This is a genomic window from Opitutia bacterium (genome assembly GCA_016217545.1).
Classification (GTDB): Bacteria; Verrucomicrobiota; Verrucomicrobiia; order Opitutales; family Opitutaceae; genus Didemnitutus.
The window spans coordinates 506,285-533,027 of sequence record JACRHT010000012.1 but is presented as its reverse complement, the minus strand read 5'-3'; the positions used below and the strand labels follow the sequence as shown (position 1 = coordinate 533,027).

General features: G+C 67.1%; 21 protein-coding genes. 13 read left to right on the top strand and 8 right to left on the bottom strand.

Translation table 11 applies throughout. The annotated features are described in order from the left end of the window. Positions 1 to 82: 82 nt before the first annotated feature. The 3 genes from murQ to HZA32_09180 all read left to right on the top strand — a co-directional run bounded on the left by murQ (position 83) and on the right by HZA32_09180 (position 3,915). On the top strand, positions 83 to 964 hold the full coding sequence (gene murQ / locus HZA32_09190; protein MBI5424253.1) for an N-acetylmuramic acid 6-phosphate etherase: 882 nt from the start codon (positions 83 to 85) through the stop codon (positions 962 to 964). After that, positions 961 to 2,490 carry a family 10 glycosylhydrolase gene (locus HZA32_09185; protein ID MBI5424252.1) on the top strand — a complete coding sequence of 510 codons (1,530 nt, stop codon included), beginning with the start codon at positions 961 to 963 and terminating at the stop codon, positions 2,488 to 2,490. The genes murQ and HZA32_09185 overlap by 4 nt, the downstream gene beginning before the upstream one ends. A gap of 135 nt (positions 2,491 to 2,625) precedes the next feature. Beyond that, a complete protein-coding gene (locus HZA32_09180; protein MBI5424251.1) occupies positions 2,626 to 3,915 on the top strand; it encodes an MFS transporter in 1,290 nt (429 codons plus the stop codon). Between the two features lie 157 nt (positions 3,916 to 4,072). On the opposite strand, the gene HZA32_09175 is transcribed toward HZA32_09180, so the two are convergent. The 4 genes from HZA32_09175 to HZA32_09160 form a co-directional block, all read right to left on the bottom strand. Next, the gene (locus HZA32_09175) at positions 4,073 to 5,101 is read right to left on the bottom strand and encodes an N-acetylmuramoyl-L-alanine amidase (GenBank protein ID MBI5424250.1); all 1,029 of its coding nucleotides are present in this window, start codon (positions 5,099 to 5,101) and stop codon (positions 4,073 to 4,075) included. A 47-nt stretch (positions 5,102 to 5,148) separates the two neighbouring features. Beyond that, on the bottom strand, positions 5,149 to 6,225 hold the full coding sequence (locus tag HZA32_09170; protein MBI5424249.1) for a glycoside hydrolase family 3 protein: 1,077 nt from the start codon (positions 6,223 to 6,225) through the stop codon (positions 5,149 to 5,151). Positions 6,226 to 6,282: 57 nt separating this feature from the next. Continuing rightward, positions 6,283 to 7,953: a hypothetical protein gene (locus HZA32_09165; protein MBI5424248.1), complete on the bottom strand. Its 1,671-nt coding sequence runs from the start codon at positions 7,951 to 7,953 to the stop codon at positions 6,283 to 6,285. 90 nt (positions 7,954 to 8,043) lie between these two features. After that, on the bottom strand, positions 8,044 to 9,069 hold the full coding sequence (locus HZA32_09160; GenBank protein ID MBI5424247.1) for a dipeptide epimerase: 1,026 nt from the start codon (positions 9,067 to 9,069) through the stop codon (positions 8,044 to 8,046). Between the two features lie 531 nt (positions 9,070 to 9,600). Here HZA32_09160 and HZA32_09155 point away from each other — a divergent pair. The 6 genes from HZA32_09155 (at position 9,601) to HZA32_09130 (ending at position 17,501) form a co-directional block, all read left to right on the top strand. After that, a complete protein-coding gene (locus HZA32_09155; GenBank protein MBI5424246.1) occupies positions 9,601 to 9,855 on the top strand; it encodes a ferrous iron transport protein A in 255 nt (84 codons plus the stop codon). Positions 9,856 to 9,931: 76 nt separating this feature from the next. Continuing rightward, on the top strand, positions 9,932 to 12,061 hold the full coding sequence (gene feoB / locus HZA32_09150) for a ferrous iron transport protein B (GenBank protein MBI5424245.1): 2,130 nt from the start codon (positions 9,932 to 9,934) through the stop codon (positions 12,059 to 12,061). 124 nt (positions 12,062 to 12,185) lie between these two features. Further along, on the top strand, positions 12,186 to 12,356 hold the full coding sequence (locus HZA32_09145; protein ID MBI5424244.1) for a hypothetical protein: 171 nt from the start codon (positions 12,186 to 12,188) through the stop codon (positions 12,354 to 12,356). A gap of 165 nt (positions 12,357 to 12,521) precedes the next feature. Beyond that, positions 12,522 to 15,026: a TonB-dependent receptor gene (locus HZA32_09140; GenBank protein MBI5424243.1), complete on the top strand. Its 2,505-nt coding sequence runs from the start codon at positions 12,522 to 12,524 to the stop codon at positions 15,024 to 15,026. A gap of 80 nt (positions 15,027 to 15,106) precedes the next feature. Further along, complete coding sequence (locus HZA32_09135) at positions 15,107 to 16,591, top strand: sucrose phosphorylase (protein ID MBI5424242.1); 1,485 nt, start codon at positions 15,107 to 15,109, stop codon at positions 16,589 to 16,591. A gap of 16 nt (positions 16,592 to 16,607) precedes the next feature. Continuing rightward, positions 16,608 to 17,501, top strand: a complete 894-nt coding sequence (locus HZA32_09130; protein ID MBI5424241.1) for a carbohydrate kinase — start codon at positions 16,608 to 16,610, stop codon at positions 17,499 to 17,501. A gap of 33 nt (positions 17,502 to 17,534) precedes the next feature. Here HZA32_09130 and HZA32_09125 read toward each other — a convergent pair whose 3' ends face one another. Continuing rightward, complete coding sequence (locus HZA32_09125; GenBank protein ID MBI5424240.1) at positions 17,535 to 18,545, bottom strand: AraC family transcriptional regulator; 1,011 nt, start codon at positions 18,543 to 18,545, stop codon at positions 17,535 to 17,537. A 370-nt stretch (positions 18,546 to 18,915) separates the two neighbouring features. On the opposite strand from HZA32_09125, the gene HZA32_09120 reads away from it, so the two are divergent. Next, the gene (locus tag HZA32_09120) at positions 18,916 to 20,229 is read left to right on the top strand and encodes an MFS transporter (GenBank protein MBI5424239.1); all 1,314 of its coding nucleotides are present in this window, start codon (positions 18,916 to 18,918) and stop codon (positions 20,227 to 20,229) included. A 117-nt stretch (positions 20,230 to 20,346) separates the two neighbouring features. Here the strand turns inward: HZA32_09120 and HZA32_09115 are convergent, their stop codons facing one another. After that, complete coding sequence (locus HZA32_09115) at positions 20,347 to 21,669, bottom strand: MFS transporter (protein MBI5424238.1); 1,323 nt, start codon at positions 21,667 to 21,669, stop codon at positions 20,347 to 20,349. Positions 21,670 to 21,827: 158 nt separating this feature from the next. On the opposite strand from HZA32_09115, the gene HZA32_09110 reads away from it, so the two are divergent. Together HZA32_09110 and HZA32_09105 are read left to right on the top strand one after the other, a co-directional pair. Next, a complete protein-coding gene (locus tag HZA32_09110) occupies positions 21,828 to 23,180 on the top strand; it encodes an amidohydrolase family protein (protein MBI5424237.1) in 1,353 nt (450 codons plus the stop codon). 281 nt (positions 23,181 to 23,461) lie between these two features. Next, positions 23,462 to 24,658: an amidohydrolase family protein gene (locus HZA32_09105; GenBank protein ID MBI5424236.1), complete on the top strand. Its 1,197-nt coding sequence runs from the start codon at positions 23,462 to 23,464 to the stop codon at positions 24,656 to 24,658. A 185-nt stretch (positions 24,659 to 24,843) separates the two neighbouring features. Here the strand turns inward: HZA32_09105 and HZA32_09100 are convergent, their stop codons facing one another. Both HZA32_09100 and HZA32_09095 read right to left on the bottom strand, forming a co-directional pair. Continuing rightward, entirely contained in the window at positions 24,844 to 25,755 is a 912-nt protein-coding gene (locus HZA32_09100; GenBank protein MBI5424235.1) for a serine hydrolase, read from the bottom strand. After that, positions 25,755 to 26,339 carry a MarC family protein gene (locus HZA32_09095; GenBank protein MBI5424234.1) on the bottom strand — a complete coding sequence of 195 codons (585 nt, stop codon included), beginning with the start codon at positions 26,337 to 26,339 and terminating at the stop codon, positions 25,755 to 25,757. Before HZA32_09095 ends, HZA32_09100 begins: the two co-directional genes overlap by 1 nt. A 124-nt stretch (positions 26,340 to 26,463) precedes the next feature. Between HZA32_09095 and HZA32_09090 the strand changes: the two genes are divergently transcribed. Next, positions 26,464 to 26,736, top strand: coding sequence for a hypothetical protein (locus HZA32_09090; protein MBI5424233.1), 273 nt, complete (start codon positions 26,464 to 26,466; stop codon positions 26,734 to 26,736). The last annotated feature ends 7 nt before the right edge of the window (positions 26,737 to 26,743 follow it).

Genomic DNA, 26,743 nt, shown 5'->3' with positions numbered 1-26,743 from the left:
GTCCCGCCGTCACCTCCTCGCGCGCCGCTTGTTCTCCGAAGCCTCGGCGAAGGAGGATGGCGATCCCTCCCGAAATTTTCTCATGCTGAACACCGAGCAGCCGGACAGCCGCCACCCCGAACTCGACCTTTATCCGACGGAGCAACTCGTCGCCGCGTTCACCGAAGATCAAGTCTTCGCCGCCCGCGTCGTGGATGCCGCCCGCGCCTCGCTCGCCCGTGCCGTCGATGCTGCCGCGCCCCGCCTCGCGCGTGGCGGCCGCCTCATCTACGTCGGCGCCGGCACCTCCGGCCGCCTCGGCTTGCTCGACGGCGTCGAGCTCTGGCCGACGTTCTCCTGGCCGAATGAGCGCGCCGTCGCGCTCCTCGCCGGCGGACGCAACGCGCTCTTCGTCGCCGTCGAGGGCGCCGAGGACAACCACGCGCAAGGCGCCGCCGACGTGCGCGCCGTCGCGCCGACCGCGAACGACGTTGTCATCGGCCTCGCTGCTTCCGGCCGCACGCCCTACGTGCTCGGCGGGCTCGAAGCCGCCCGCGCCGCCGGCGCGCTCACGATCGGCCTCGCCAACAATCCGAATTCCCCCGTCGCCGCCGCCGCCGAGATCGGCGTCACGCTCGACACCGGCAGCGAAGTCATCTCCGGCAGCACGCGCCTCAAGGCCGGCACCGCGCAGAAGATCGCCCTCAACACGCTTTCCAGCGCGATCATGGTTCGCCTCCACAAGGTCTACGGCAACCTGATGGTCGACGTCATGCCGACGAACGAGAAACTCTACCGCCGCGCCATCGCGCTGACGGTGCGCGCCACCGGCGCGACCGACGCCGATGCGAAAGCCGCGCTCGAATCCTGCCGTTACCGCGTGAAGGTCGCCATCGTCATGCTGCGCCGCCAACTCGATGCCGCCGCCGCCGAGGCCGCGCTCGCCGCCGTGCAGGGCAACGTCCGCGCTGCGCTCCAGTCATGATGCCGTGCTTCCACCGCCTCCTGGCGGCCGTTGCCGTGTTGTTCATCGCCGGCTGCGCCACGAAACCGACGCCCCCGGCCAAACCCGTCCCGCCCGTCGCCGAGGAACTCGCCCCGCCCGCGCCGCGTGAATTTCGCGGCGTCTGGGTCGCGACGGTCAACAACATCGATTGGCCGAGCAAGAAGGGTCTCACCGCCGCGCAGCAGCGCGCCGAGATCGTCGCGATCCTCGACCGCACCAAGGCGCTCCACCTGAACGCCGTCATCTTCCAGGTCCGCCCGGCCGCCGACGCGTTCTACAAGTCCGACCTCGAGCCGTGGTCCGAGTATCTCACCGGCACGCAGGGCAAATCGCCCGGCTACGATCCGCTCGCCGTTTGGATCGAGGAGGCGCACAAGCGCGGCCTCGAACTCCACGCGTGGTTCAACCCTTACCGCGCGCGCCACCACGAGGCGAAGTCGCCGCTCGCCAAATCGCACATCGCGAACACCCACCCGCGCGCGGTGAAGAAATACGGCGAGTATCTCTGGATGGATCCCGGCGAGACGTTCGCCGCCGAGCGCACGCTCGCCGTCATCCGCGACGTCGTGCGCCGCTACGACGTCGATGGCGTGCACATCGACGACTACTTCTATCCCTATCCGATCGCGAAGCCCCTCCCGGCCAACGCGCCGAAGGACGCGAAGGCGGAGGAGATCGATTTCCCCGACGACCCGGCCTGGCAGGCCTACCGCAAGGCCGGCGGCAAGCTCGCCCGCGCCGACTGGCGCCGCGAGAACGTCGACCGCCTCGTGGAAAAGATTCACGCCGCCGTGCACGCCGAGAAACCGTGGGTGCAGTTCGGCGTCAGCCCGTTCGGCCTCGGCCGCCCCGATCGCCGCCCGGCGGGCATCAAGGGCTTCAGCCAATACGACAAGCTCTACGCCGACGTGGAACTCTGGCTCGAGCGCGGCTGGCTCGATTACTTCGTGCCGCAGATTTACTGGCCGCTCGCGAGCAAGGAGCAGTCCTTCCCCGTGTTGCTCGACTACTGGATCGCGCAGAACCGCGCCGGCCGCGCGATCTACGCCGGCCTGTTCACCAGCGCCATCAGCGACGAGAAAAAATGGTCGCCGACCGACATCACGGAACAAATCGCGCTGACGCGGGCCCGTCCCGGCGCCGGCGGCCACGTGCACTTCAGCGCCGTCGCGTTCATGGACGGCCGCAAGGGCATCGTCGAAAAACTCGCGCCGCTCTACGCCACGCCCGCGCTCGTGCCCGCCGCGACTTGGCTCGGCACGAAGGCACCCGCCGCGCCGACGCTCGCGCGCACCGCCGACGGCAAGGTGAAGATCGCCGCCGCGTCCGATGCCGCGCTCTTCGCCGTGTGGACGCGGCGCGGCACGCAGTGGAATCTCGCCGTCCAATCCGCCCGCCAGACCACCATCACGCTCGCGCCTGACGTCGAAGCGGTCGCGATCAGCGCCGTCAACCGCCTCGGCAACGAAGGTCCGCGCGCGACGCTGACGGTGCCCCGCCAATAGCCGCCCCATGAATCGTTCTCGTTCTCATTCTCATTCTCGTTCTCTCGGCTCCGCTTTGCCGGGTGCGAGCGACGCGAGGCGCGAGAACGAGAATGAGAATGAGAACGAGTAGGAGAACGAGCACGATTGGTTCCCATGCCTAGCCCCGCCCCGCAACTGTCCGCCCGCAACCCCTGGTCGTGGATCCCCACGCTCTATTTCGCGGAGGGCGTGCCTTACGTCGTCGTGATGTCGCTCTCGACGGTGCTCTACAAGAACCTCGGCCTCTCCAACACCGATATCGCGCTCTACACCAGCTGGCTCTATCTGCCTTGGGTCATCAAGCCGCTGTGGTCGCCGGTGGTTGATCTCTTTCGCACGAAGCGATTCTGGATTTGGACGCTGCAGTTCGTGATCGGGGTCTCGTTCGCACTCGTGGCGCTGACGTTGCCGGCCCCGAAATTCTTCCAGCTCTCGCTCGCAGTGTTCTGGCTGATGGCGTTCGCCTCGGCCACGCACGATATTGCGGCGGATGGCTTCTACCTGCTGGCGATTTCTACCGGCGATCAGGCGGCATTCGTCGGTGTGCGCACCACGTTCTACCGGCTCGCGACGCTGTCGGCGCAGGGCGGACTCGTTTATCTGGCAGGCAAACTCATCGCGTCGACGGGCAGCGTGGTGACGGCTTGGTCGCTTGTGTTCGGCCTGCTCGCTGCGGTGTTCTGCGTGCTCGGCGCGCTGCACTGCTTCGTGCTGCCGCGTCCAGACGCGGACCGCGCGACGGCGCAGGGCACGGACACGCTGCGGGAATTTTTCGCGGTGTTCCGCTCCTTTTTCGACCGACCCGGCATCGGCCTGATCCTGTTTTTCCTGCTCGTTTATCGCCTCGCCGAGTCGCAAGCGCTGAAACTGCTTTCGCCGTTCCTGCTCGATAAACGCGAGTCCGGCGGTCTCGGCCTCACGAACGAGCAGCTCGGCATCGCCTACGGCACGGTCGGCATCATCGCGCTCACGTGCGGCGGACTCGTCGGTGGCTGGGCGATCTCGCGCGCCGGTTTGCGCCGGCTGTTGTGGCCGATGATTTTCTCGATGCACACGCCGATCGTGGCGTTCCTCGTGCTCGCGCTTTACCAGCCGTCGAGTTTGTGGGTCGTGTCGACCGCGATCGCGGTGGAGCAATTCGGCTACGGTTTCGGTTTCACTGCCTACATGCTCTACATGATCAAGGTCGCCGAAGGCGCGCACAAGACGGCGCACTACGCGATTTGCACGGGCTTCATGGCGCTCGGCATGATGCTGCCCGGCATGGCGGCCGGCTGGATCGAGGATCACCTCGGCTACGTGAAATTCTTCATCTGGGTCCTCGCCGCGACGCTGCCGTCGTTCTTCGCCGTCGCCCTCGTGGCGAAAACGATCGACCCGGCGTTCGGGAAAAAAGCGGCGTAAGAAGTCACGCTGGCGAGCCAAACAGGCGTCGCGGCTGCGCAGACTGCTTTTGACCACGGATTTCACGGATCGCGCGACGGTGCCGTGGCATTTCATCCGTGCAATCCGTGGTTAAACGACCAGTTCGTTCGCGGCGCACGCAGCGCTCGCTTGTGCCTTACGGCACCAGGCGGCGGGCGCCGAGGATGACCTTGTCCCAGTCGAACGCCGGACCCGGGTCGACCTTGTTCGTCTGCACGTGGTAGTGGCCGAGCACGCCTTCGTAGCGCGCTAGTTCGTCGTCGGGGAGTTTCTTCGGGAGAAGTTTGCCGTCGGGGCCGCGCGGATAGTCGAGTTTGATCTTGGGAAATACGCGGTGGAGCGCGGCGGTGAGTTTGATCAGCGCCTTGTATTGCTCGGGCGTGAGGTCGTATTGGACGAGGTCCTGGCCTTGGATCGTGCCGCGCACGGGCTCGGCGCGCGCGGGCGCGCCGACGAAGCCGGCGGTGCGGATCATCGGGTCGCCGAGTTTCGCCGGAATTTTGATGCGCGGGCGGCCGTCGGGGGCGCGTTCATACCACGCGTCGAGCGTCTTCGTGTCGCCGGGGCCGTAGGCGCCCATGTTGGCGATCTCGATGCCCACGCTGCGGTGGTTGGACGTAGTGGCGTGGTAGGCGCGCTCCTTGAGGTCGAGCGTCTGGTAGATCGTGCCGTCGAGATCTAACATGAAGTGCACGCTGAGTCCGCGGTGGTCGTGCAGGATGTTGAAGCACTGCTTGGCGATGCCGCACACGTCGAAGTGGATCACGAACTGGTCGACGGTGCGCTGCAGCAGCGGCAAATCCCAGCCGCCGCCGCGCACGCGCTCGATTTCCTCGGGCGAGAGTTTTTGCGAGCGCAGGCCGTAGCGATTGGGGTCCTTGTAGCTGACCTTGGCCTCCTGCGTTTTTTCCCAGCTGCTTTGCTCGTAGGGGGCGAAGCGGCGCTCCACGCGGTAGGCGTCGTAGCCGCCCGGATCCATCCAGGTGACGACTTTCGTGCCGGTGTGGAAGAGCTGGCCGGCGACGACGATCTCGTCGCCGCTGCGCTTGTTGAGCGTGCCGGGGCGGTGCGCGCAGCCGGCGAGGAAGAGAAGAGCGGTCGCAATTGCGACAAGGCGGCCGAGGTGGAACGCGTTGACCTCAACGAGTTCGAGAGACGAGCGCATTGGGGTCAATGCGCTCCACCAAAAGGAGCGGGCGGGGTGACTCATGTTCAAGTGATCAGTCCCGCGCTGCGCTTCAGCGCGAGCACGCGGGCGCAGGACTCCTCGATGCGCGCGGCGGCGATGCGGCCGTCGGCCACGGCGCGTTCGATCAACGCGATGACTTTCGGTGCGATGTCGGGATCGTAGCTCATGTTGTTGCCGAAGCAGAGCAGGTCGACGCCCGCGCTCACGGCGGAGACGACGGCGTTCTCGAGGCCGTAGTGCGCGGAGATGGCTTTCATTTCCATGTCGTCGCTGAGCACGACGCCGCGGAAGCCGAGTTTGTTGCGCAGCAAATCCGTGATCACCGCGCGCGAGAGCGTGGCGGGCAGGGCGGGATCGAGCCGGGCGTTGAACACGTGCGCGCTCATGAACGCGTCGCCGAGCCCGCCCGTGATGAGTCGCGCGAACGGCGTGAGTTCGCGTTCGTGCCACGTCGCGGTGACGTCGACGAGGCCGAGGTGCGTGTCGCCGGCGGCGCTGCCATGTCCGGGGAAATGCTTCGCGCAACTCAGCACGCCGTGCGCGCGGTGGCCGCGCACCCATTCGGCGGCGTGGCGCGCGACCTTTTCCGGATCGGCGGCGAAACTGCGGCGCTTGCCCTTGATGATCGGGTTGTCGGGGTTGGCGTCGAGGTCGACGACGGGCGCGAGGTTGAAGTTGATGCCGGCCGCCGCGAGCGTGCGCGCGGTCGCCTCGGATTGCGCGCGCGTGAAAGCGAGGTCGTCGCGCTGGCCGAGTTCCTCGGCGGAAATCGTCTCGGGAAAACCGTAGGCGGGCTTCAGGCGGTTGACGCGGCCGCCTTCCTGGTCGATTGCCACGAGCAACGGCAGGCGCGCGTGCGATTGGAGATGCGTGACGAGCGCGCGCAGCTGTTCGGGCGACTTCACGTTGCGACCGCCGGGCTGGCCGGAGTCGATCGTGCCGGTCATGTCGATGTCGAAGAGGATCACGCTGCCGATGGCGTGCTCGCGCAGATCGCGGAGGATGAGCGCGGTGTCGGCGGCAGTGCTGCCCTTGAAGCCGAGCAGCAGCATCTGGCCAATTTTTTCGCGCAACGAGGAGGGGAAAGCCGGGGCGGACATGCGGGCGATTAGCCCGCACGTTGAACCCGCGCCGCGCGCGAGGCGAGCCCGCGTCGACTACTTCGCGGTGGCCGTTGGGCCCAGACGCGCGCGGGCTTCGCGGAGCGCGGTGTCTTCGGGGAAAAGGGTCACGCCCTCGTCCACGAGCGCGAGGTGTTGCGGCGGCATCGGCGTGTCGGCCCGCGCCCATGCCTCGGCGAAGAGCGTGTAGATTTCCGGCGTGCGCGGGGCCTGAGTGCGGGCGAGCAGGAGCGGTTCGAGCACGCCGAGGAGTTGCTCGTAGCTGAGCTTGCCGTCCTTGCCCTGCGGCTTGGCGACGCGGTCCTCCAAGCGAATTCGGGCGAGCGCCGCGTAGGCGCGTGGGCGCGTGCACTTGGCCTTGGTGGCGAGGGCGAGGTAGCGGGCGGCTTGCTCGCGGCGGCCGAGATTGAGCTCGGCGAGGCCGAGTTCGGCGACGAGATCGGGCGAACGCTCGCCGCGACGGTAGGCAAGGATCAGCTCCTCGCGCGCCTTCTCCGGTTGGTGGCCGGCGGCAAAGGCGATGGATTTCAGGCGCGCGACTTCGAGCGGCGTGGCTTCGCGCACCTCGATGGGCGGCTCGGGCGGGAGTTTTTGATCCTTGTCGGCTTTCACGCCGACAACCTTGACTCGCGTGACCTCGACGTGGGTGCGCAGCGCGGCAAGTCCTTCGGCGTAGTTCATGCCGAGACTCTCCTGAAAGAGTTTTTCGGTGAGCGGCTGGGTCTGGAGTCGTTGCATGAAGGCGAGAAACTGCTTCTCGTGCCGGCCGTAGTCGCCGAAGAGTCCCCAGTGCACGAAGGCGTGGCACTGTTTCTCCCAGCGGATGCGCTGCTTGATATTTTCTTCCCCAGGAAAGGAGCGGGAATTGGCGGCGAACAGCTCCGGCAGTGAAAACAGGCCGCTGCGCGCGAGGGCGGCGTTGAAATCGAGGCTGTCGGCCAGCGAGTCCACGGCGGGCGTCAAGCGATGCTTCAGGTCGCCGGCGACCGAGTGGCCGGCTTCGCGGTCCTGTCCGCCGATCTTGCCGATCGCGTCTTGGTTCTCGACGTAGCCGAGCGTGACTGAGTGATCCGTGATCCGCACCCGCGCCAGCATTTGGGCGACGCCTTCGATGAACCACGCTGGCAAGGCCGGACGCTGCCGGCTGAGGACGGCGCGAAAATAACCCACCTGCAGGTGGCGCGCGGCATCGGCCGCGCGTTCGGCCGGCGTGGCAGCCTCCGGACCGGATTCATCGTCACCGCTTTCAGCTTCAGCGCTGTAGCCGAGCGAGCGCGAACGCTCGTTGATGATCAGCACGGGATTTTCCGGCCCGCCCAACATGGCGCTCCACACCTCGTCTTCATCCGTTTCTTTGAGCTCGGGCGCGAACGAGGAAAAATTCCCCTCGCGGCCGGTGATCAGCATCCGAGTCGCGGCCTTGTTGCGCGGCAGCAGGGTGGTGCCGGTCAAGTCCAGCGCGTGCAACACGCGGGTGACATCGCGCGCCATCTGCTCGGTGCGGGAGCGCGAGGCGCTCGACAACACCTCCTGGCCCGCGATCCGGGTGTAATACCAGGTCTCGGGTGGCGGCAGCTCGCGTTCGCCAACGACGTTGAATTCGGGCAGGTTGACCGGTGCGGTGTTGACCGGTTTTTCCTGCCCCACAAGGCGCAGCGTGGCGCCGACGATCAGCGCGGTGGCCCAGACCGCGCGAGGGAGGGGCATAGACATATGGGGGATTTTGCGAGTCGACTTCGCCGACTCAAATCGGAAGTGCCCGCGGTCTGCGGGTGCGGTTGTTTTTTCGGTTCAGCTTCAGCGCTTCACCGCACCGATGCCGGGGCGGTCGTTGAGTGTCACGCGGCCGTCGATGACGCGGGCGCCGTCGAACGGATCGTCCTTGATCAGCAATGCGCCGTCGAGATCGGCCCAGTCGACGAGCGGCGAGAGTTGCGCGGCGGCGGAGATGGCGCACGAGGTCTCGGTCATGCAGCCGAGCATGACTTTCATGCCGAGCGCGCGGGCGAGGGTGATCGACTTGTGCGCCTCGCGCAGCCCGGTCGATTTCATGAGCTTGATGTTGATGCCGTCGAACACGCCGCGCAGGCGCGGCACGTCGCCGACGCGTTGCAGGCTTTCGTCGGCGATGAGCGGCAGCGGGCTGCGTTCGCGGAGCCACGCGGTGTCGTCGAGCGCGGCTTTGGGCATCGGTTGTTCGATGAACAACACGTTCTGCGGCGCGAGCCACTCGATCATGCGGAGCGCGTCGTCGCGGTTGGCCCAGCCTTGGTTGGCGTCGATGGTGAGCGGGACGCCGGTGACTTCGCGGATCGTGGAGACGAGCTGGCGATCGGTCGCGGCGTCGCGGCCGAGTTTGATTTTGAGAATCTTGTAGGGCGCGGCTTCGCGCGTTTTCTCGCGAACGACTTCAGGCGTATCGATGCCGATCGTGAACGAAGTCACCGGTGCCTTGGCGGCGTCGAGACCCCAAATGCGGTGCCACGGCGCGCCGAGTTTCTTGCCGATCCAATCGTGCAGCGCGATGTCGAGGGCGGCTTTCGCGGCGGTGTTGCCGGCTGCGAGCGCGTCGATGGCGGGCAGGATTTCCTCGAGTTGGAACGGGTCGGCGGTGCGTGCGAGCAATGGCTGCGCGAGTCGGAAAAAAGCTGCGGCCGTGTCCTGTGTTTCGCCGAGATAAGGCGGCATCGAGGCCTCGCCGTAGCCGATGACGCCGTCGCGCTCGACTTCGACGAGCATGGCGGGCGTGGAGGTGCGGGTGTTGGACGCGATGCCGAAGGCGTGGCGCAGGGCCAGCGTGTGCGGAACGAAGCGGAGCTGCATGGCGGCGTGCATCGGACGGGCTTTCGCGGCGGGGCGCAAAGGCGAAAGCTCCACGCGCCGGTGGGCTTTCGGCGAAGACGCGCGAACGCGGCTGGGCGGCAGGGAAGGGAGGGCGGGCGGAGGACGAAGGGGCATAGGAACCACTAAGGTGCGGCAGCGTTTGCGGCGGGCTGTGGAGCCATGGAGGGCGTGTTGATTCGCGCCGCTGACGCGGGTTTTCGTGTGTTTTTTTGCGCCGTCCCTCGGGAAAGATTCTTAGCGCGGTCGCGCGGTGCGGCGGACTGCGGGCGGGGGCCTTTTTGCTGCCGGGACGTTCTCGATCGCCTCGGTCGCCGAGCCTCGGGCGGCGCGCTTCTTCGCGCATGGCTTGCCGAATTTGTTGCGGGCCTTGCGCGGGTGAGCAGTGCGGCGGTTTATCGTAAAGCGTTTCGTTGTTGTGATATGTGAAGTTTATTTTGGCGCGACGCCGGCGACGCTTTCTTAAACCTTGGCTTGCAACTCAGTCTCAATCGCGTTTGCTGCCGTCACCGAATGTCCACGCCATTCCAAGAACTCGCCCCGCTCTGCCAGCTGCCGGCCGGCTCCACGGGGCGCGTGTGTCGGCTGACGGGCGACGAGAGTTTCTGTCAGCGCGTGCGCGAGATGGGCTTCGGCGAAGCGGCGTTGGTCACGAAGATTTCCGGCAGTGTCACCAGCCTCTGCCTCGTTAACGGAACCCGCCTGGCGCTCAACCACAGCGCGGCGATGAGCATCCTGGTCGAGCGTCTGCCGGCCGGCGCGAAGTAAGCGCCATGCGTCCCACGCGCGCCGACTCGCGCCGCGCCGCCGTCCCCGCCTTCCGCGCGTGAAACTCCCGTCGCACATCTCGCTCCCCGCGTCCGCCGCGAAGCGCCCGGCGACCGCAGCCGCCTACCGCACTCCCGTCTACGCGGTGGTGGGCAATCCGAATTGCGGCAAGACCACGCTCTTCAACGCCCTCACCGGTCTGCGCCAAAAGGTGGGCAACTATCCCGGTGTTACCGTCGAAAAGAAAACCGGCATCACCTACTCGCAGCACGGCCGGCCGATCCAGATCATCGATCTGCCCGGCGCCTACTCGCTCGCCGCGCGCTCGCCCGACGAGGCGGTGATGCGCGACGTGCTGCTCGGCCGCCGCGAGGACACTCCGCAGCCGGACCGCATCGTGTGCGTCGTCGACGCCTCGAACCTCGAGCGCAACCTCTACCTCGTCCACCAAGTCCTCGATCTCGGCCGCCCTGTCGTCATCGCGATGAACATGATGGACGTCGCCGCCGAAGCCGGGATCAAGGTCGACCCCGCCGCGCTCGAGCGCGAACTCGGCGTGCCCGTCATCCCGTGCGAAGCCGTGCGCGGCAAGGGTCTCGTCGAACTCCGCCTCGCGATGAGCCGCATCGAGCTGCCGCTCGCGAAACACCGCTGGGACATCCCCGGCCCGATCGCGCCCGCCGTCGCGGAAATCCAAGCATCGCTCGTGCAAAACGACGCGCGCCCGCCGCTCGTCGCGCGCGCGGAGGCACTGCTGTTGCTCACTGATTTCGACTCGGTGCGCGTCGCCGGCTCGAGGCAGCACTCGGCGCGCACGCTGGAAATTCTCGCGAGCTGGCGCGCGCGCTGGACGAAGGAGGGCACCGACTGGTCCGGCGTGTTGATCCGCAGCCGCTACGACGCCATCGCCGTGCTGTGTGAGGACGTGATCCTGCGCGATCGCAACTCCGGCCCGTCGCTCTCCGACAAGATCGACGCGGTGCTCTGCCACTCGATTTGGGGCTGGGTCGCATTCGCGGCGATCATGGGCGTGATGTTCTTCTCCATCTTCACGCTCGCCGAATACCCGATGAACTGGATCGACGAGCACGTCGCGTCGCTCGGCTCCTGGGTGAAGACCGCGATGGCGCCCGGCGATCTGCGCGATCTGCTCACCGACGGCATCATCGGTGGCGTCGGCGGCATCGTCGTGTTCCTGCCGCAGATTTTGATTTTGTTCTTCTTTGTCGGCCTGCTCGAGAGCACCGGCTACATGGCGCGCGCGGCGTTCATCATGGATCGGCCGATGAGCAAAGTCGGCCTGAACGGCCGCTCCTTCATCCCGCTGCTCGGCTCCTACGCGTGCGCCATCCCCGGCATCATGGCCACGCGCACGATCGAGAACGCGCGCGATCGTCTCGTCACGATCCTCGTTGCGCCGCTCATGAGCTGCTCGGCGCGCCTGCCCGTCTACCTGTTGATGATCGCCACGCTGTTGCCGGGCGAGACGGTGCCCGCGGCCCAGAAAGCCGGCTTGATGCTCATCATGTATGCGCTCGGCACGATCGGCGCGTTCGGTTTCGCGTGGTTGTTCAAGCGCTACCTCGTGAAAGGCGGCACGCCGCACATGATCATGGAGCTGCCCGCGTATCAGCCGCCGCGTCTCCTCGATATCACGCGCCACATGGTCGAGCGCGCGTGGTTGTTCCTCAAGAACGCCGGCACGATCATCCTCGCGATCTCCATCGTGCTGTGGGTGCTGACCACTTACCCGAAACACCCGGATCCCGCCGCCACGCCCACGCAGCAAATCGCACACAGCTTCGCCGGCCAGGCCGGCCGCGTGATCGAGCCCGTGATCAAGCCGCTCGGCTTCGACTGGCGCGTGGGCATCGGTCTCATCACGTCCTTTGCGGCGCGCGAGGTGTTCGTCAGTTCGATGGGCGTCATCTTCGGCGTGGAAAGCAGCGACGACGACACCACGCCGCTGCGCGATGCTTTGCGCAAGGCGCAGTGGCCGGACGGCGCGCCGCTCTTCACGCCGCTCGTGTGCCTGACGCTGATGGTCTATTACGTCTTCGCGATGCAGTGCATGAGCACGATCGCGGTGGTGAAGCGCGAAACGAACTCCTGGCGCTGGCCGCTTTTCCAAGTCGCCTACATGACCGGCACCGCGTGGGTCGTCTGCTTCCTCGTCTACCACGGGGGCCGCGCGCTCGGCTTCTGAGATGCTCCGATCCCGCGCCACAGAAAACACGGAGGAATTGAACCGAATGCGCAGAGATCTGAATGCGTCTTCCGTGTCTCGGTGATCTCTGTGCTGCCTCAGTGTCCTCTGTGACGAAATAAAGATGTCCTCCTTGCTCCAAACGCTCCTCGCCCTCGGCCTCGCGGTGCTCGCCGTGGCGTATCTGCTCTGGACGTGGTTTGGCCCGAAGAAAAAATCCGGCTGCGGCAGCACCGGTGCCTGCGGCGCCGTCTCGCCCGAGGTGAAGAAGCTCCAGGCGCGCCTGAAGCACTGACGCGGACGCGCGCGCAGTCGCGTCCGTCGGACACCGCGCGCCGCTTTTTTCCCGTTCATCGCCGGTTTGTGCTGAGTCCGTCTCTCGCTGTCCGCCGCAGGTGGGTTTTGTGATGGCTCTAGCGTCCGGCGCATTCGCCGAGGCTGCTACCCAAAGCTAAACCCCATGAACAAACCCGTCCGTTCCCCCGCGCGTGGCTGGGCCGCCGCCGCTCTCTTCTTCGCCGCCGCGTCGTTGTCAGCGCAGACCGCTCCGGCCGAAGCGCCCGCTCCCACTCCGGCGCCTGCTCCCGACAGCGTCATCAAGCTCGACGACTTCGTCGTCACCGCCGTCTCTCGCCCCGACAAGTCCAAGCTCCAGTCCTCCATCTCCGTCTCCACGCTGCCGATGGAGCAGATCAGCCTCTTCACGCCGCGCAACACCGCCGAGCTCTTCCGCTCGCTGCCCGGCATCCGCGTCGAATCCACCTCCGGCGAAGGCAACGCCAACCTCACCATCCGCGGCCTCCCGCTCGCCGACGGCGGTTCGCGCTACGTGCAATTCCAGGAAGACGGCCTGCCCGTCGTCGAATACGGCGACATTGCCTTCGGCAACGCCGACGTGCTCTTCCGCGTCGATCCCTCCATCGGCAACGTCGAGTCCGTGCGCGGCGGCAGCGCCGCGATCTTCGCCTCCAACTCTCCCGGCGGCGTCATCAACATGATCTCGAAGGACGGCAAGCAGGCCGGCGGCACGCTCGCCTTCACCTACGGCCTCGACTTCGACCAGCAGCGCGCCGAGTTCAACTACGGCAGCCCCATCACCGACAGCCTGCGCTTCAACGTCGGCGGTTTCTACCGTCGCGGCGAAGGCCAGCGCGACAGCGGCACCACCGGCGGTGGCGGCCAAGTCAAAGTCAACCTCACCAAGGATCTCCCCGGCGGACACTTTCGCCTCTACGTCAAAGCCATCGACGACACCGCGACGACCTACCTGCCCGCACCCACCAAGGTGAACAGCGCCGACTCCTACGGCGACCTCCCGGGCTACGACGTGCTCAAGGGCTCGCTCTACACGCCCAATCTCACAACCGACAACGCCGTCGACACGCACGGCAACCTCGTCACGCGCCACTTCGACGGCATCCACACCAAGGTCGCCTCCATCGGCGCCGAACTCGTCATCTCGCCGATCGAGGACTTCTCCATCACCGACCGCATCCGCGTGTCCAAACAGTCCGCCCAATGGGGCGCGCCGTTCCCCGCCAGCGTCCGCACCGCCGCCCAAGCCGTCACCGCCTACGCTCCGACCTTCGCCGGTGCCACGAAACTCATCTACGGCTCCGGCGCGAACAAAGGCCAGGCCGTCGCGAGCGACGCGCTCGTGACGACCGTCCACGCCTTCGACACCGACGCGAAGGACCTCGGTTGGGCCGGCAACGACCTCAAGCTCACCAAATTCACCAAGCTCGCCAACGGCGCCAAACTCGAGACCACGGTCGGCTACTACAACTCCGAGCAAAAGATCGTGCAGGACTGGACCTGGGCCGCCTACCTCCTCGAGACGCGCGGCGAAGGCGCCCACACGCTCAACCTCGCCAACGCCGCCGGCACCGCGCTCACCTCCAACGGCCAGCTCTCCTACGGACCGATCGACTGGGGCAATTTTTTCCGCGCCTACGACCTCAAGTATTCCACCCGCGCCCCCGTCGCCAGCGTCTCGCTCCAGTCGGGCAAGTTCTCCTGGGACGCCGGCGTGCGCCGCGACACCGTGAAAGCCCGCGGCCTCGTCGTCGACGGCACCGCCCGCAGCTACGACGTCAACAACGACGGCGTCATCTCCGGCGCCGAGCTCGGCGGCGTGCCGACCTTCAACTGGGCCGCCGGCACCAACGTGAACTACTCGCTCAGCTACACCAGCTACTCCGCCGGCGTGAACTACAGCGCCTCGAGAGACCTCGCGCTCTTCGCCCGCTACTCGTTCGGCGGACGCGCCGGCGCCGACCGCCTCGCGCTCAACGCCGGTTCCAGCGGCCCGGGCTTCGCCGCGAAGTCCTTCTACTACGACGTGAAACAATCCGAGCTCGGCGTGAAATACCGCACCACGCAACTCGTGCCCGGCCAGCTCGTGTTCAACGCCACGCTCTTCCACGCCCAGACGCGCGAGCCCTCCGGCGCCGAGTTGAACAAGGTCAACCCGCCCATCGACTACACCGCCACCGGCCTCGAGCTCGAAGCCTCGTATCGCCTCGGCGGCTTCGACCTCCGCGCCAACGCCACCTACACCGACGCCGACGGCGAAGTCACCAGCGGCGCCAGCCGCGTCTCCTTCACGCCGCGCCGCCAGGCGAAGTTCATCTACACCGTCGCCCCGTCGTGGACCATCGGCGCGTTCAGCGTCGGCGGCTCCGCCATCGGCACCACCGAATCCTACGCGCAGGACCCCGCGCACGGCGTCACGCAAAACGCCAGCGCGCTCAAGCTCCCCGCCTACGTCACCGTGAACGGCTTCGCCACCTACAGCTTCGGCAAAGGCGTCACGCTCAGCCTCAACGTGAACAACCTCCTCGACTCCCAAGGCTGGACCGAAGGCGAGGAAGGTTCGCTCCCCGGCGTCGGCGCACTCCCGGTCGTGCGCTTTCGCACCATCCCCGGCCGCACCACGTCCCTCGTCCTCCGCTACAACTTCTGAGGTAGGGCCGGCTTCAGCCGGCCCCTAAAAGCGCGAGAATCCAAACGGGCCGGCTGAAGACCGGCCCTACTTTTCCCACCGTGCGCAACCAGGTCCAACTCATCACCTACACCGACCGTCTGAGCGGTGGCGGCTTCCGCGCGCTGCACGAACTGCTGCGCACGAAGCTCGGCGGACTTTTCGGCGGCGTCCACGTCCTGCCGTTCTACCACGCGATCGACGGCGCCGACGCGGGCTTCGATCCCATCGACCACACGCTCGTGGACCCGCGCCTCGGCGACTGGGACGACGTCCGCGCGCTCAGCGCCGACGTGCCCGTGATGGCCGACCTGATCGTCAACCATATGTCGGCCGACTCGCCGCAATTCCGCGACTTCTCCGCGCGCGGCGCCGCCTCGCCCTACGCGGATTTGTTTCTCACCGCCGATCGCGTTTTCCCGCACGGCGCGACCGACGCCGAGCTGCGGAAAATCTTCCGCCCGCGCCCCGGCGCGCCGTTCACCACCGTCACGCTCACCAACGGCGAGACCCGCCGCCTCTGGACGACCTTCACGCCGAAACAAATCGACATCGACGTCCGCTCGCCCGCCGGCGCCGCCTACCTCACGTCGATCCTCGATACCTTCCAACGCAGCGGCATCACCATGATCCGCCTCGACGCCGCCGGCTACGCCATCAAGCAGCCCGGCACGAGTTGCTTCATGATCCCGGAGACCTACGCCTTCATCTCCGAGCTCACGCAACAAGCCCACGCGCGCGGCATCGAGGTGCTCGTCGAGATCCACAGCTACCATCGCGACCAGATCGCCATCGCGCAGCGTGTGGACCGCGTCTACGACTTCGCGCTCCCGCCGCTCGTGCTCCACGCGCTCTTTAACCGCACCAGCCGCGGCCTGCGCGCCTGGCTCGCGATCAGCCCGCGCAATTGCCTCACCGTCCTCGATACGCACGACGGCATCGGCATCGTCGACGTCGGCGCCGATCCCGCCGACCGCGCTGCTCGCCCCGGTCTCATCCCGCCCGCCGAGCTCGACGCGCTCGTCGAGGAAATCCACACGCGCTCGCGCGGCCAGAGCCGCCAAGCCACCGGCGCCGCCGCCAACAACCTCGATCTCTATCAGGTCAACTGCACCTACTACGACGCGCTCGGTCGCGACGACCGCGCCTACCTCACCGCGCGCGCGATCCAGTTCTTCGCGCCCGGCGTGCCGCAGGTTTACTACACCGGGCTGCTCGCCGGCGAAAACGACATGGACCTCCTCGCGCGCTCCAAAGTTGGCCGCGACATCAACCGCCACTACTACGCGCCCGCCGAGCTCGACGCCGCCCTCGCGCGCCCCGTCGTGCGCGCGTTGTGCGACCTCATCCGCTTCCGCAACACGCACCCGGCCTTCGCCGGCGAGTTCAATATCGCCGATACCGTGGACGATCTGCTCTCGCTCGTCTGGCGGGCAGGCTCGCACCAAGCGAGGCTCGACATCGACTTGGTCATCGGCGCCGCAGCGATCTCGGCCACAGGTCCGGATGGCGCCATGACGACGCGCGACTTGCACGGCGCGCTGTGACGGAGAAACTCGCCGCATGATCCGCTGCGTCGGTCTCGGTGAAGTGCTGTGGGACGAGTTGCCGGCCGGCCGCCAGCTTGGCGGCGCCCCGGCGAACTTCGCCTATCACACCGCCGCGCTCGGCGCCGCCGCCACCGTCGTCTCCCGTGTCGGAGCCGATGCCGCCGGTCTCGACCTGCTCGCGCGCCTGCGCGCACTCGGCTTGCCGACCGATGCCGTCGAGATCGACCCGCGCGCGCCGACGAGTTCCGTCAGCGTGGCGCTCGATGCGGCGGGCCACGCCCACTACACGATCCACGAGAATGTTGCGTGGGATTTCCTCGCCGGTGAGTCCGCCGGAAGAGCGGCCATCGCTGCCGCCGACGCGGTCTGCTTCGGCTCGCTCGCGCAACGCACCGCGTCCGCTCGCGATGCCATCCACGCGTTGCTGCAGCGGAGCCGGCCCGGAGCGCTCCGCATTTTCGACCTCAATCTCCGTCAGCACTACTACTCGCGCGAGGTGATCACGGCATCGCTCGCACTCGCGACGATGCTGAAGCTGAACGAAACCGAGCTGCCTGTGCTGCGGGAACTTTTCGCGCTGCCGCCTGACGATCGCGGCGCGCTGGCCGAGCTCGCGACTCGCTTTCAACTTCGCGCGGCGATCTTCACGCGCGGTGCCGACGGTTGTCTCGTGCATGCCGGTGGCGAGTGGATCGATCACCCCGGGAAGAAAGTGGATGTGGCCGACACGGTCGGCGCCGGCGACTCGTTCACGGCGGCGTTTGCGATGGGCCTGCTGCGCGGCTGGTCGCTGGCCACGGTTGTCGAGCGGGCGATCGACATCTCCGCCTACGTCTGCACGCAGCGCGGCGCCACGCCGAAGCTGCCGTCGGAGATCACGGCTCCGTTCCGAGGTGGAACGCGTTGACCCCAACGCGTTCAAGGACGCCCGCGCGCCTGCTCACCGCGCGACTTTCACCGTCGCGCGCGCCATCACTTCCGGGCGCAGGCCGAAGTCGTGCTCCTCGCGGTCGAAGAACACCGCCTTCGCCTCGCGCTCGAGTTGCGAGGCCGTGTGGTGCAGCTCGGCGCGATACTGCACGGGCGAGCGGCCCGTGGCCTTGCGGAAGACGCGCGTGAAGTAGTTCGGGTCGTTGAAGCCGCAGGCGACCGCGATCTCCTTCACGCTGAGCGGCGTGTGCTTCACGGCGTCGATCGCGTTGGCGAGGCGCAGGCGCGTGAGGCATTCGACGATGCGCTCGCCGGTCGCGCGGTGGAAGAGTTTCGAGAGGTGGCTCGGCGAGCAGCGCAGCTCCGCCGCGAGCGATTCCACGCTGAGTTCGGGGTCGTGGAGATTGTTGCGGATGAGCCACTGGCAACGGAACACCCGCTCGCTCTCGGAGTAGCGCGAGGCGTCCTGTTCCTCGATGAGCACGAGCAGCAGCGACAGCTCGGCGAGCAGCAGGCCCTTGATCGCCGTGGCGCAGGCGGCGCGGTCGCGGTGGCGGAGCTCGCCGGCGCGGTTGAGGTATTCGACGAGTTCCGGGAAGAGATCGGTGGTGAAAAAATGGATGTCGTCCACCACGGGCGTGCCGGGCGGCGACTCGTGCGCGACGTGGATCGAGACGGTCTCGTTGTAGAAACACACCACGACGTTCTCGAAGGGCTTGCCGCCCCCGCGCACGATTTCGCCGTGCGGCACGCCTTTCGGCATCACGCAGATTTCCCCCGGCCCGAGGACGAACGCGCTGTCGGGGAACGTGAACTCCGTCTCGCCGCCCAGCTGGATGAACAGTTCCGGCTTGAAGTGGTATTGCATGCCCGGCAGCCGCTCGAAGAGCCGCCGCGTGGCCGGGATGCGCACGCGCGCCTTGCCCGACTCGAGCAGCGCGATCTGCCGGCGGAACGTCTCGATGAACAGGCGGCGCGCATCGATCTTGGCGCCGGCGCGGGCAGGCAGAAACGAGATCATGGTTTGGGGTGGGGCGGGGTGGAGCGACTTGACCTCAAGACGCGCGAAGAGGTGTCCCGCGGCGAACTCGCGCGAACGCGTTGAGGTCAACGCGGCCCACCTCGGAACACAGGCACTGCTAGCGGCCCGGCGCCGGTCCCGCACCTGCAAAATCGCCCGGTGCTGGTTTTCGCCGATTTTTCCGGGTGGGCAGGCTTGGGCTTTGCGTCAGGCTGGCGAGGATGGCCTCGCCCCCGCGCTCCGCGCTGCCTCTTTCCTCTTAATCTTTCTCTTTCCTCTTTCTCTCGTCCGGTCACGCAGCCGGCTGTGCCTCTTGAGGAGAAAGATTAGGAGAAAGAGGAAAGATCAAGATCCCCGCCCCCTTCGCCCCATGAAACCCCGGCTCACTTTCGCCCAGATCCTGAACATGAACTTCGGGTTCTTCGGCATCCAATACTCGTTCGGCCTCCAGCAGGGCAACATGAGCCCGCTCTACAAATACCTCGGCGCCGACGAGGCCTCGCTGCCCTACCTCTGGCTCGCCGGCCCGATGACCGGCCTCATCGTCCAGCCGATCATCGGCGCGATGAGCGACCGCACGCTCAGCCGCTGGGGGCGGCGCACGCCGTATTTCTTCATCGGCGCCGTGCTGTGCAGCGTGGCGCTGTTTTGGATGCCGTTCAGCTCCACGCTCTGGATGGCCGCCTCGCTCCTCTGGATCCTCGACGCCGCGAACAACATCACGATGGAGCCTTACCGCGCCTTCGTGAGCGACAAGCTCGACCCCGCGCAACACTCGCTCGGCTTCCTCACGCAGAGCGCGTTCACCGGCCTCGGCCAGACGCTCTCGTATCTCACGCCCTCGATCCTCGTCGTGCTCGGCATGAACAAGGACGCCGTGAACGCGCGCCACATCCCGCACATCACCATCGCCGCCTTCGGCATCGGCGCGGTGTTCTCCATCGCGTCGATCCTCTGGACGCTGCGCACGACGAAGGAAATCCCGCTCACGCCCGCCGAAGAAGCCGCCATCCGCCGCCAGCCCACCGGTTGGGCGCACACCTTCGCCGAGATCATCTCCGCGTTCCGCGAGATGCCCGCGACGATGCGCCAGCTCGCGCTGATGAAGCTGTTCCAGTGGTATGCGCTCTTCTGTTACTGGCAGTATATCGTCCTCTCGCTCTCGAAGACGCTCTTCGGCACGACCGACGCCGCCAGCCCGCAGTTTCGCGAGGCCAGTCTGATCAACGGCCAGATCGGCGGCTTCTACAACGCGATTGCCTGCATCGCCGCGTTCGCGCTCGTGCCGTTCACGCGCCGCTTCGGCCCGCAACGCATGCACGCCTTCTGCCTCACCCTCGCCGGCCTCGGCCTGCTCTGGCTCCCGCACATCCAGGCGAAGGCGCTGCTCTTCGTGCCGATGGTCGGCCTGGGCCTCGCGTGGGCCAGCTGCATGGGCAATCCCTACGTGATGCTCGCCGGCTGCATTCCCGCGCACCGCACGGGAGTCTACATGGGGATTTTCAACATGTTCATCGTGATCCCGATGATGATTCAGATTTTCACGCTCCCGCTCTACTACCGCAGCCTGCTCGGCGGCGATCCGGCCAACGTGATCCGCCTCGCCGGCGCCCTCTTCCTCTGCGCCGCCGCCGCGACGCTCCTCGTGCGCACCGCGCCGGCGGCCGAAGCGCCTCCGGCCTGAAGGTGGAGCGCGTTGACCCCAACGCGTTCAAGAATGCTCGCGCGCGGCTTGTGTTTCGCGTCGCGCGGCATCCTCAGAGCGTCTTGCGGTCAAGCCGCTCCACCTTGAGGCGATCGCTCACCCCGCCGCGGTCGCTGGCGCGAGTGTCCCTCGCTTCCCGATCGGCAACACGATCAACGCCGCGATCACGCACAATGCGCCCGCGCCGATGAATGCCGGCGCATAGCTCCCGAAACTGGTGCGCGTCACGCCGGCCAGATACGCCGCGAACGCCGCACCGACCTGGTGGCTCGCCACGACCCAGCCGAAGACGATTGGCCCCTTTTCGCGCCCGAACACCTCGCCCGTCAACCGCACCGTCGGCGGCACCGTCGCGATCCAGTCGAGCCCGTAGAACACCGCAAAAACGCCCAGCCCCGCCGTGGGCCCGAGCAGCGCCTGCGGCAGGAAAATCAGCGAGAGCCCGCGCAGCCCGTAATACGTGAAGAGCAACGTCCGGCAGTTGAAGCGATCGCTCAGCCAGCCCGAGGCCGTTGTGCCGAACAGGTCGAAGATTCCCATCATCGCCAGCAATCCCGCCGCGCGCACCTCGGGGATGCCGCAGTCGAACGCCGCCGGGATCAGGTGCGTGCCGACGAGCCCGTTGGTGCTCGCGCCACACACGAAGAACGAGCCCGCCAGCAGCCAGAAATCCCGCGTTCGCGCCGCCTCGAGCAGCACGTCCACTGCGCGCTTCGCCGGGTTACCTTTGTAGCCGGGGTCGCCGACCCCGGCCCTGCTCGACCCGACACCGGCCTCACCGAGGCCGGCTACATCTTCACCATACGGTCGCAGCCCCACGTCGCGCGGATCGTCGCGCATCAGCCACGCGATCAACGGCACCACGGCGAGCGCGGCCACTGCCACGACCAGCGGCGCGCCGCGCCAGCCCTTTTCCGTCACGACGGTCGCCAGGCTCGGCAGGAAAATCAGCTGCCCGGTCGCCGTGCTCGCCGTGAGCAGCCCCATGACGAGCCCGCGGCGTTGCGTGAACCACCGCGTTGCCACCGCCGCCCCGAGCACCGCCGCGGCGAGGCCCGAGCCGATGCCCACCACGAAGCCCCACAGCACCACGAATTGCCAATAGTGCGTCGCGAGCGTCGAAAGCCCGTAACCCGCCGCGAGCATCGTCATCGCCGCCATCATCGTCCGGCGCAGCCCGAAGCGTTGATACAGCGCCGCCGCGAACGGCCCCATCAACCCGTAGAGGAAGATGTTGATCGAGACGATCGACGACACCGTGGCGCGGCTCCACTGAAACTCGTTGCCCAGCGGCAGCAAGATGACGCCCGGCGTCGCCCGCGCCCCCGCCGCGGCCAGCAACGTGACGAACGTCACGCCGGCGGCGATCCACGCATAGTGGAGTTTGGAGGAAGCGGCGGCGGTCGTGGGAGCGCTCATGCGAGCGCGCACGGTCGCCGATTCCCCGCGTCCGTCAAACGGCGTTCCTGTGTTAGTGGCGTTTTGCCGCCGACTGTGCGAAGCGTGGCGCGAAGTGCACGCGCGTTGGTCGATTTCCCGTTGCTGCCCCAGCACGGCTCCGCATCGTCGCCGACTTTATGTCCCTCCGACCCTTGTTACCCCTGGCGGTCCTTCTGGGATTGGCCGCCAGCGTCTGCGCGCAGGACAAGCCGCTCGTGCTTCAGGGCGCGCAAATCATCCCCATCGTCGGCGAACCCATCGCGCATGGCGTGCTCGTCGTCTCCGGCGGCAAGATCGTCGCCGTGGGCGCGTCCGGCCAAGTCGCGATCCCGGCCGGCGCCGAGGTCCGCGACGTCACCGGCAAAGTCATCATACCCGGCCTCGTCGATTCGCACAGCCACATCGGCGGCCCGGCCGGAGCGGATTCGTCGAGCCCCATCCAGCCCGACGTGCGCGCGCTCGACTCCATCGACGCCCAGAGCCCGTCCATCCAGAAGGCGCAGGCCGGCGGCATCACCACCGCCAACATCATGCCCGGCTCCGGCCACCTCATCAGCGGACAGACCGTCTACGCCAAGCTCCGCGATGGCCGCACGGTCGACGATCTCCTGGTCAAAAACGACGACGGCACGATGGCTGGCGGACTCAAGATGGCGAACGGCACCAACTCCATGCGTGGCATGGGCGGCTTCCCCGGCACGCGCGGCAAGTCCGCCGCGCTCGTCCGCGAGCAGTTCATCAAGGCCCAAGAATACCGCGACAAGATCGCCCGCGCCAAAGGAGACCCCGACAAGCTCCCGCCGCGCGACCTCGCGCTGGAGGAACTCGTCGAAGTCCTCGATGGCAAGCGCGTCGTCCAACACCACACGCACCGCCACGACGACATCCTCACCGTGCTCCGCCTCTCGAAGGAATTCGGATTCAAGGTCGTGCTCCATCACGTTTCCGAAGGCTGGAAGGTCGCCGACGAGATCGCGAAGGCCGGCATCGCCTGCTCGGTCATCATGGTCGATTCGCCGGGCGGCAAATTGGAGACCAAGGAAATGTCCTTCACCACGCCCGCCGTGCTCGAAAAGGCCGGCGTGCTCGTCGGCCTGCACACCGACGACGGCGTCACCGATTCGCGCCACTTCCTCCGCTCCGCCGGCATGGCGGTGCGCGGCGGCATGACGCGCGACGGCGCGCTGCGCGCCGTGACGATCGCCAACGCCAAAATCCTCGGCCTCGAGAAGCGCGTCGGCTCGCTCGAGCCGGGCAAGGACGCCGACTTCATCATCCTCGATGGCGACCCGCTCAGCGTTTACTCGCACGTCGAGCAAACGTGGGTCGAGGGCCGCAAGGTCTTCGATCTCTCCGATCCGCAGGACAAACTCTACGCGCTCGGCGGCGCCGGAGCCGGCGACCCGCGCCGCGTGCAGCTCTGCTGCTTCGGCAGCGCCTGGGACATCATCGCCCACGCCAACGCCGAACTCTTCGGAGGTGCCCAATGAAGACAATCCATAGCTGGACCACAAAAAGCACAAAAGACGCAGAGATCGCAGTAGCGCCGGTTTCCGACCGGCGAAGAGTAGGGCGAGAGGGCGGTCGCAACTGGTGGAACGCGTTGACCTCAACGCGTTCGAAAGCGTCCGCCGCGAGCCGCATCGCTGAGCGTCTTGGGGTCAAGCCGCTCCACCTCCCGACCGGCCCTACTTTCGCCGCCGCCGTTTTTGCGCTCTTTGCGCTTTTTGTGGCCAACGCTTCTGTTCTCCGCGCGGCGGACGAAGCTCCCATGCCGCTCGCGATCCTCGCCGATACGCTGCACACCGCCGCCGGCGCGCCGATCAAGGACGGCCTCGTGCTCGTCGGCCGCGACGGCAAGATCGCCTACGCCGGACCCGCGAAGGACATCGCCTACACCGCCGATCACCGCGTCGTGCACGCCAAAGTCGTCACACCCGGCCTCATCGACGCGCGCGCCACGGTCGGCCTTTCCGGTCTGCTCAACCAGCCGCACGATCAAGACATGCTCGAGCGTTCCGCCGCGGTGCAGCCCGAGCTCCGCGCGCTCGACGCCTACAACGCCCAGGACCCGCTCGTCGCCTGGGTGCGCGGCTTCGGCGTCACGACCGTCAACACCGGCCACGCGCCCGGCACGCTCGTGTCCGGCCAGACGATGATCGTGAAAACGCTCGGCCGCGAATCCGACGAAGACGTGATCAATTCCGCCGCGATGACCGCCGTTTCGCTCGGCAACGCCGCGCTGAATCGCGCCGACGGTCCGGGCAGCGGCGGCGGTGCTGCCGCGGGCGGCCCCAAATCACCCGGCACGCGCGCCAAAGCCGTCGCCATGCTCCGCGCCGAACTGATCAAGGCGCAGGAATACGCGAAGAAGCGCGACGCGAAGGACGAGGCGAAGCGCCCCGGCCGCGATCTGAAAGCCGAGACGTTTTTGCGCGCGCTCGACGGCGCGCAGCCGCTCCTCATCCACGCCGACAAGCAACTCGACCTCCTCGCGGCGCTCCGCCTCGCGAAGGAATTCAACCTGAAGATCGTCCTCGATGGTGCCGCCGACGCACATCTCGTGCTCGACCAGATCAAGGCGAGCGGCTTCCCGGTGATCCTGCATCCCACGATGGCCCGCGCCAACGAGGACGCGGAAAACCTTGCGATGGACACCGCCGCGAAACTCCGCGCCGCCGGCATCCCGTTCGCGATCCAGAGCGGCTACGAGAGCTACGTGCCCAAGACACGCGTCGTGCTCTTCGAAGCCGCCGTCGCCGCGGGCAAGGGCCTCGGCTTCGACGCCGCGCTCGCCAGCGTGACGATCGACGCGGCGAAAATCCTCGGCATCGCCCAGCGCACGGGCTCGCTTGAGAAAGGCAAGGACGCCGACCTCGCGCTCTACGACGGCGACCCGTTCGAATACGCCAGCCACTGCGTCGGCACGGTGATCGACGGTCGACTTTTCGAATCCGGCGCGAACTGAGTTCGCGCGGCCCGCGCCACAAGTCAGCGCAACGCGGCCGGGTAACCTATTAGGTTACTCGGCCTTTTCGTATGCTAGGGGCGCTTGCCCTCAAGCGCCCTCGCTTGTGCCGCCGAAGCGCTTCTCCAAGGGCCGTTGTGGGCAACGGCCCCTACCTTAATCTGCGGCTCGCGCGGCGGTCGCGTTCACGGCAAATTCGTCAGCACGCGGCGGGCGACGGCGGCGATGATCTTGCGGTTGTTGGCGTGCTCGCGTCCGTCGGTGAACGTCACGATCACCACGCGGCCGCCGTCGGGCAGTTCGATGAGCGCGGCGTCGTGGCGCGCCCAGCTGACCCAGCCGGCCTTTGCCCAGAGTTTCATGCCGGGCGACAGTGCGGGGCCGGTGAAGCCGACGTCCTGCGAATCCGGATCGTCGCTCTTCTTGAACGGATCGCGTTGCATCAGCTCGAGGATTTGCGCCGAGCGCGCGGGCGAGACGCATCGGCCCTGGGAGATTTCAACAAGCAGGCGCGCGGTGTCGTCGGTCGAAAGATAATTTCGTGCGGGCGGGTGCGTTTCCATGTCCTGCTTTTCGCGGCCGTAGGGACCCTCGCCCCACGGTTTGCGCTGCGCGTAGACGTTGGCGTAGCCGAGGCCGGCGAAGTAGCGCGTCACGACGCCGCGTTCGGCGTTCCACTTGGCCAAGTCGTCGGGCGGCAGCTCGGGACCGCTGGTGGTGCCCGTGATCGCGTCGACGATGTAGCTCGTCGCCTCGTTGTAGGAATCGACGATCATGTCGCGCATGCCCCGGCGCAGCTCGGGCGTGTCGGCGAGTTTGCCATCTTCCATGAGGCGGTGCGCGTAGGCGGCGAAGAAGAGTTTGATGACGCTCGCCGGGTAAATGCGCGCATCGCCGCGATAACTGGCGCGCGCGGGCGTCGCGCCGCGGAGATCGACGACGGTCACGGCGATTTGGTCGGCCTTGAGCTCGGGCGCGGTGAATTCCGCGCGGGTGTCGGCGACGGCGCGATCGACGACGGCCTGCAACGCGGCGGGTTCGGTGGCCATGGCGGGGACGAGGAGCGCGGCGGCGAGAGCGAGGGCGGGGAGTTTCATCAGGTGCGCCAGCCCTGCCGGATCATCGACACGGCGATGGCGGCGAGGAGCATGGAAATGATCTTCGAGATGGCGCGCATGCCCGTCGGGCCGATCTTGCGGCCCAGCCACTCGCTGTAGTGCAGCGCGAGGACCACGAGCACGAGGTTCACCACCAACGCCGCGAGCGTGGCCGCGACGCCGACCGATGCGTTTTGGGCGAGCACGAGCAACGTGGTGATCGACGCCGGCCCGGCGATGAGCGGCATGCCGAGCGGCACGACGCCGAAGTCCTCGGGGAGTTTCTCGCTCTCCGCGGCGGACGAGAGGAGGTCTTTCGCGGCGATGACGAACAGGATCAGTCCGCCCGCGATCTGGAAATCGCTGACGGAAATGCCCAGCGCGGCGAAGATCGACGTGCCGAGGAACAGGAAGCCGAGCGCGACAAGTCCGCCCGTCCAGATGGCCTGGTCGGCGATCTTGTGGCGGCGTTCGCGCGGCAGGTTTTGCCCGAGCCCGAGGAAGATCGCCGCGAGGCCGATCGGGTCGATCGCCACGAAGAGCGGGATGAACGCCTGCAGAAATCTGTTCGCCCAATCCATCATGCCGCCAAGCTGCGGCGCGGTGGACAAAAGGCAACGCGGCAGCGGCCGGATTCCGCAATCCCTGCGCAGTCGCGTGCCCCGCGCGGGAGTAAACTGCCGCTTCCAACCCCGAAAGGAGGACGCCATGTCCGCCATCAAACTCCATCTCGAAGACGCCGAGATGCATCCCGTGCTGAGGCTCGCGAAGCTGCTGCACGTTGAACCCGAAGACATCGCCTACGCGGCGCTCAACCGCCTCATGCTCCAAGGCCGCGATGCCGAAGCGCAGAACGATATCATCCAGACGAAAAAGGTCCGCGAAACCCAGCTGCCGCTCTGGGCCGACAGCGCCGGCTCGGTGCACGCCTACGAGGGCATGCCCGACTGCGATCCGGCGCGGAGCAAATACTCGGTCTGAGCGGGTA

Bases quoted from the DNA above. Each gene is read 5' to 3' on its own strand.
- murQ (MBI5424253.1), top strand. From the start codon at position 83: ATGCTGAACACCGAGCAGCCGGACAGCCGCCACCCCGAACTCGACCTT.
- HZA32_09185 (MBI5424252.1), top strand. From the start codon at position 961: ATGATGCCGTGCTTCCACCGCCTCCTGGCGGCCGTTGCCGTGTTGTTC.
- HZA32_09180 (MBI5424251.1), top strand. From the start codon at position 2,626: ATGCCTAGCCCCGCCCCGCAACTGTCCGCCCGCAACCCCTGGTCGTGG.
- HZA32_09175 (MBI5424250.1), bottom strand. From the start codon at position 5,101: ATGCGCTCGTCTCTCGAACTCGTTGAGGTCAACGCGTTCCACCTCGGC.
- HZA32_09170 (MBI5424249.1), bottom strand. From the start codon at position 6,225: ATGTCCGCCCCGGCTTTCCCCTCCTCGTTGCGCGAAAAAATTGGCCAG.
- HZA32_09165 (MBI5424248.1), bottom strand. From the start codon at position 7,953: ATGCCCCTCCCTCGCGCGGTCTGGGCCACCGCGCTGATCGTCGGCGCC.
- HZA32_09160 (MBI5424247.1), bottom strand. From the start codon at position 9,069: ATGCAGCTCCGCTTCGTTCCGCACACGCTGGCCCTGCGCCACGCCTTC.
- HZA32_09155 (MBI5424246.1), top strand. From the start codon at position 9,601: ATGTCCACGCCATTCCAAGAACTCGCCCCGCTCTGCCAGCTGCCGGCC.
- HZA32_09145 (MBI5424244.1), top strand. From the start codon at position 12,186: ATGTCCTCCTTGCTCCAAACGCTCCTCGCCCTCGGCCTCGCGGTGCTC.
- HZA32_09140 (MBI5424243.1), top strand. From the start codon at position 12,522: ATGAACAAACCCGTCCGTTCCCCCGCGCGTGGCTGGGCCGCCGCCGCT.
- HZA32_09130 (MBI5424241.1), top strand. From the start codon at position 16,608: ATGATCCGCTGCGTCGGTCTCGGTGAAGTGCTGTGGGACGAGTTGCCG.
- HZA32_09125 (MBI5424240.1), bottom strand. From the start codon at position 18,545: ATGATCTCGTTTCTGCCTGCCCGCGCCGGCGCCAAGATCGATGCGCGC.
- HZA32_09120 (MBI5424239.1), top strand. From the start codon at position 18,916: ATGAAACCCCGGCTCACTTTCGCCCAGATCCTGAACATGAACTTCGGG.
- HZA32_09115 (MBI5424238.1), bottom strand. From the start codon at position 21,669: ATGAGCGCTCCCACGACCGCCGCCGCTTCCTCCAAACTCCACTATGCG.
- HZA32_09110 (MBI5424237.1), top strand. From the start codon at position 21,828: ATGTCCCTCCGACCCTTGTTACCCCTGGCGGTCCTTCTGGGATTGGCC.
- HZA32_09105 (MBI5424236.1), top strand. From the start codon at position 23,462: ATGCCGCTCGCGATCCTCGCCGATACGCTGCACACCGCCGCCGGCGCG.
- HZA32_09100 (MBI5424235.1), bottom strand. From the start codon at position 25,755: ATGAAACTCCCCGCCCTCGCTCTCGCCGCCGCGCTCCTCGTCCCCGCC.
- HZA32_09095 (MBI5424234.1), bottom strand. From the start codon at position 26,339: ATGATGGATTGGGCGAACAGATTTCTGCAGGCGTTCATCCCGCTCTTC.
- HZA32_09090 (MBI5424233.1), top strand. From the start codon at position 26,464: ATGTCCGCCATCAAACTCCATCTCGAAGACGCCGAGATGCATCCCGTG.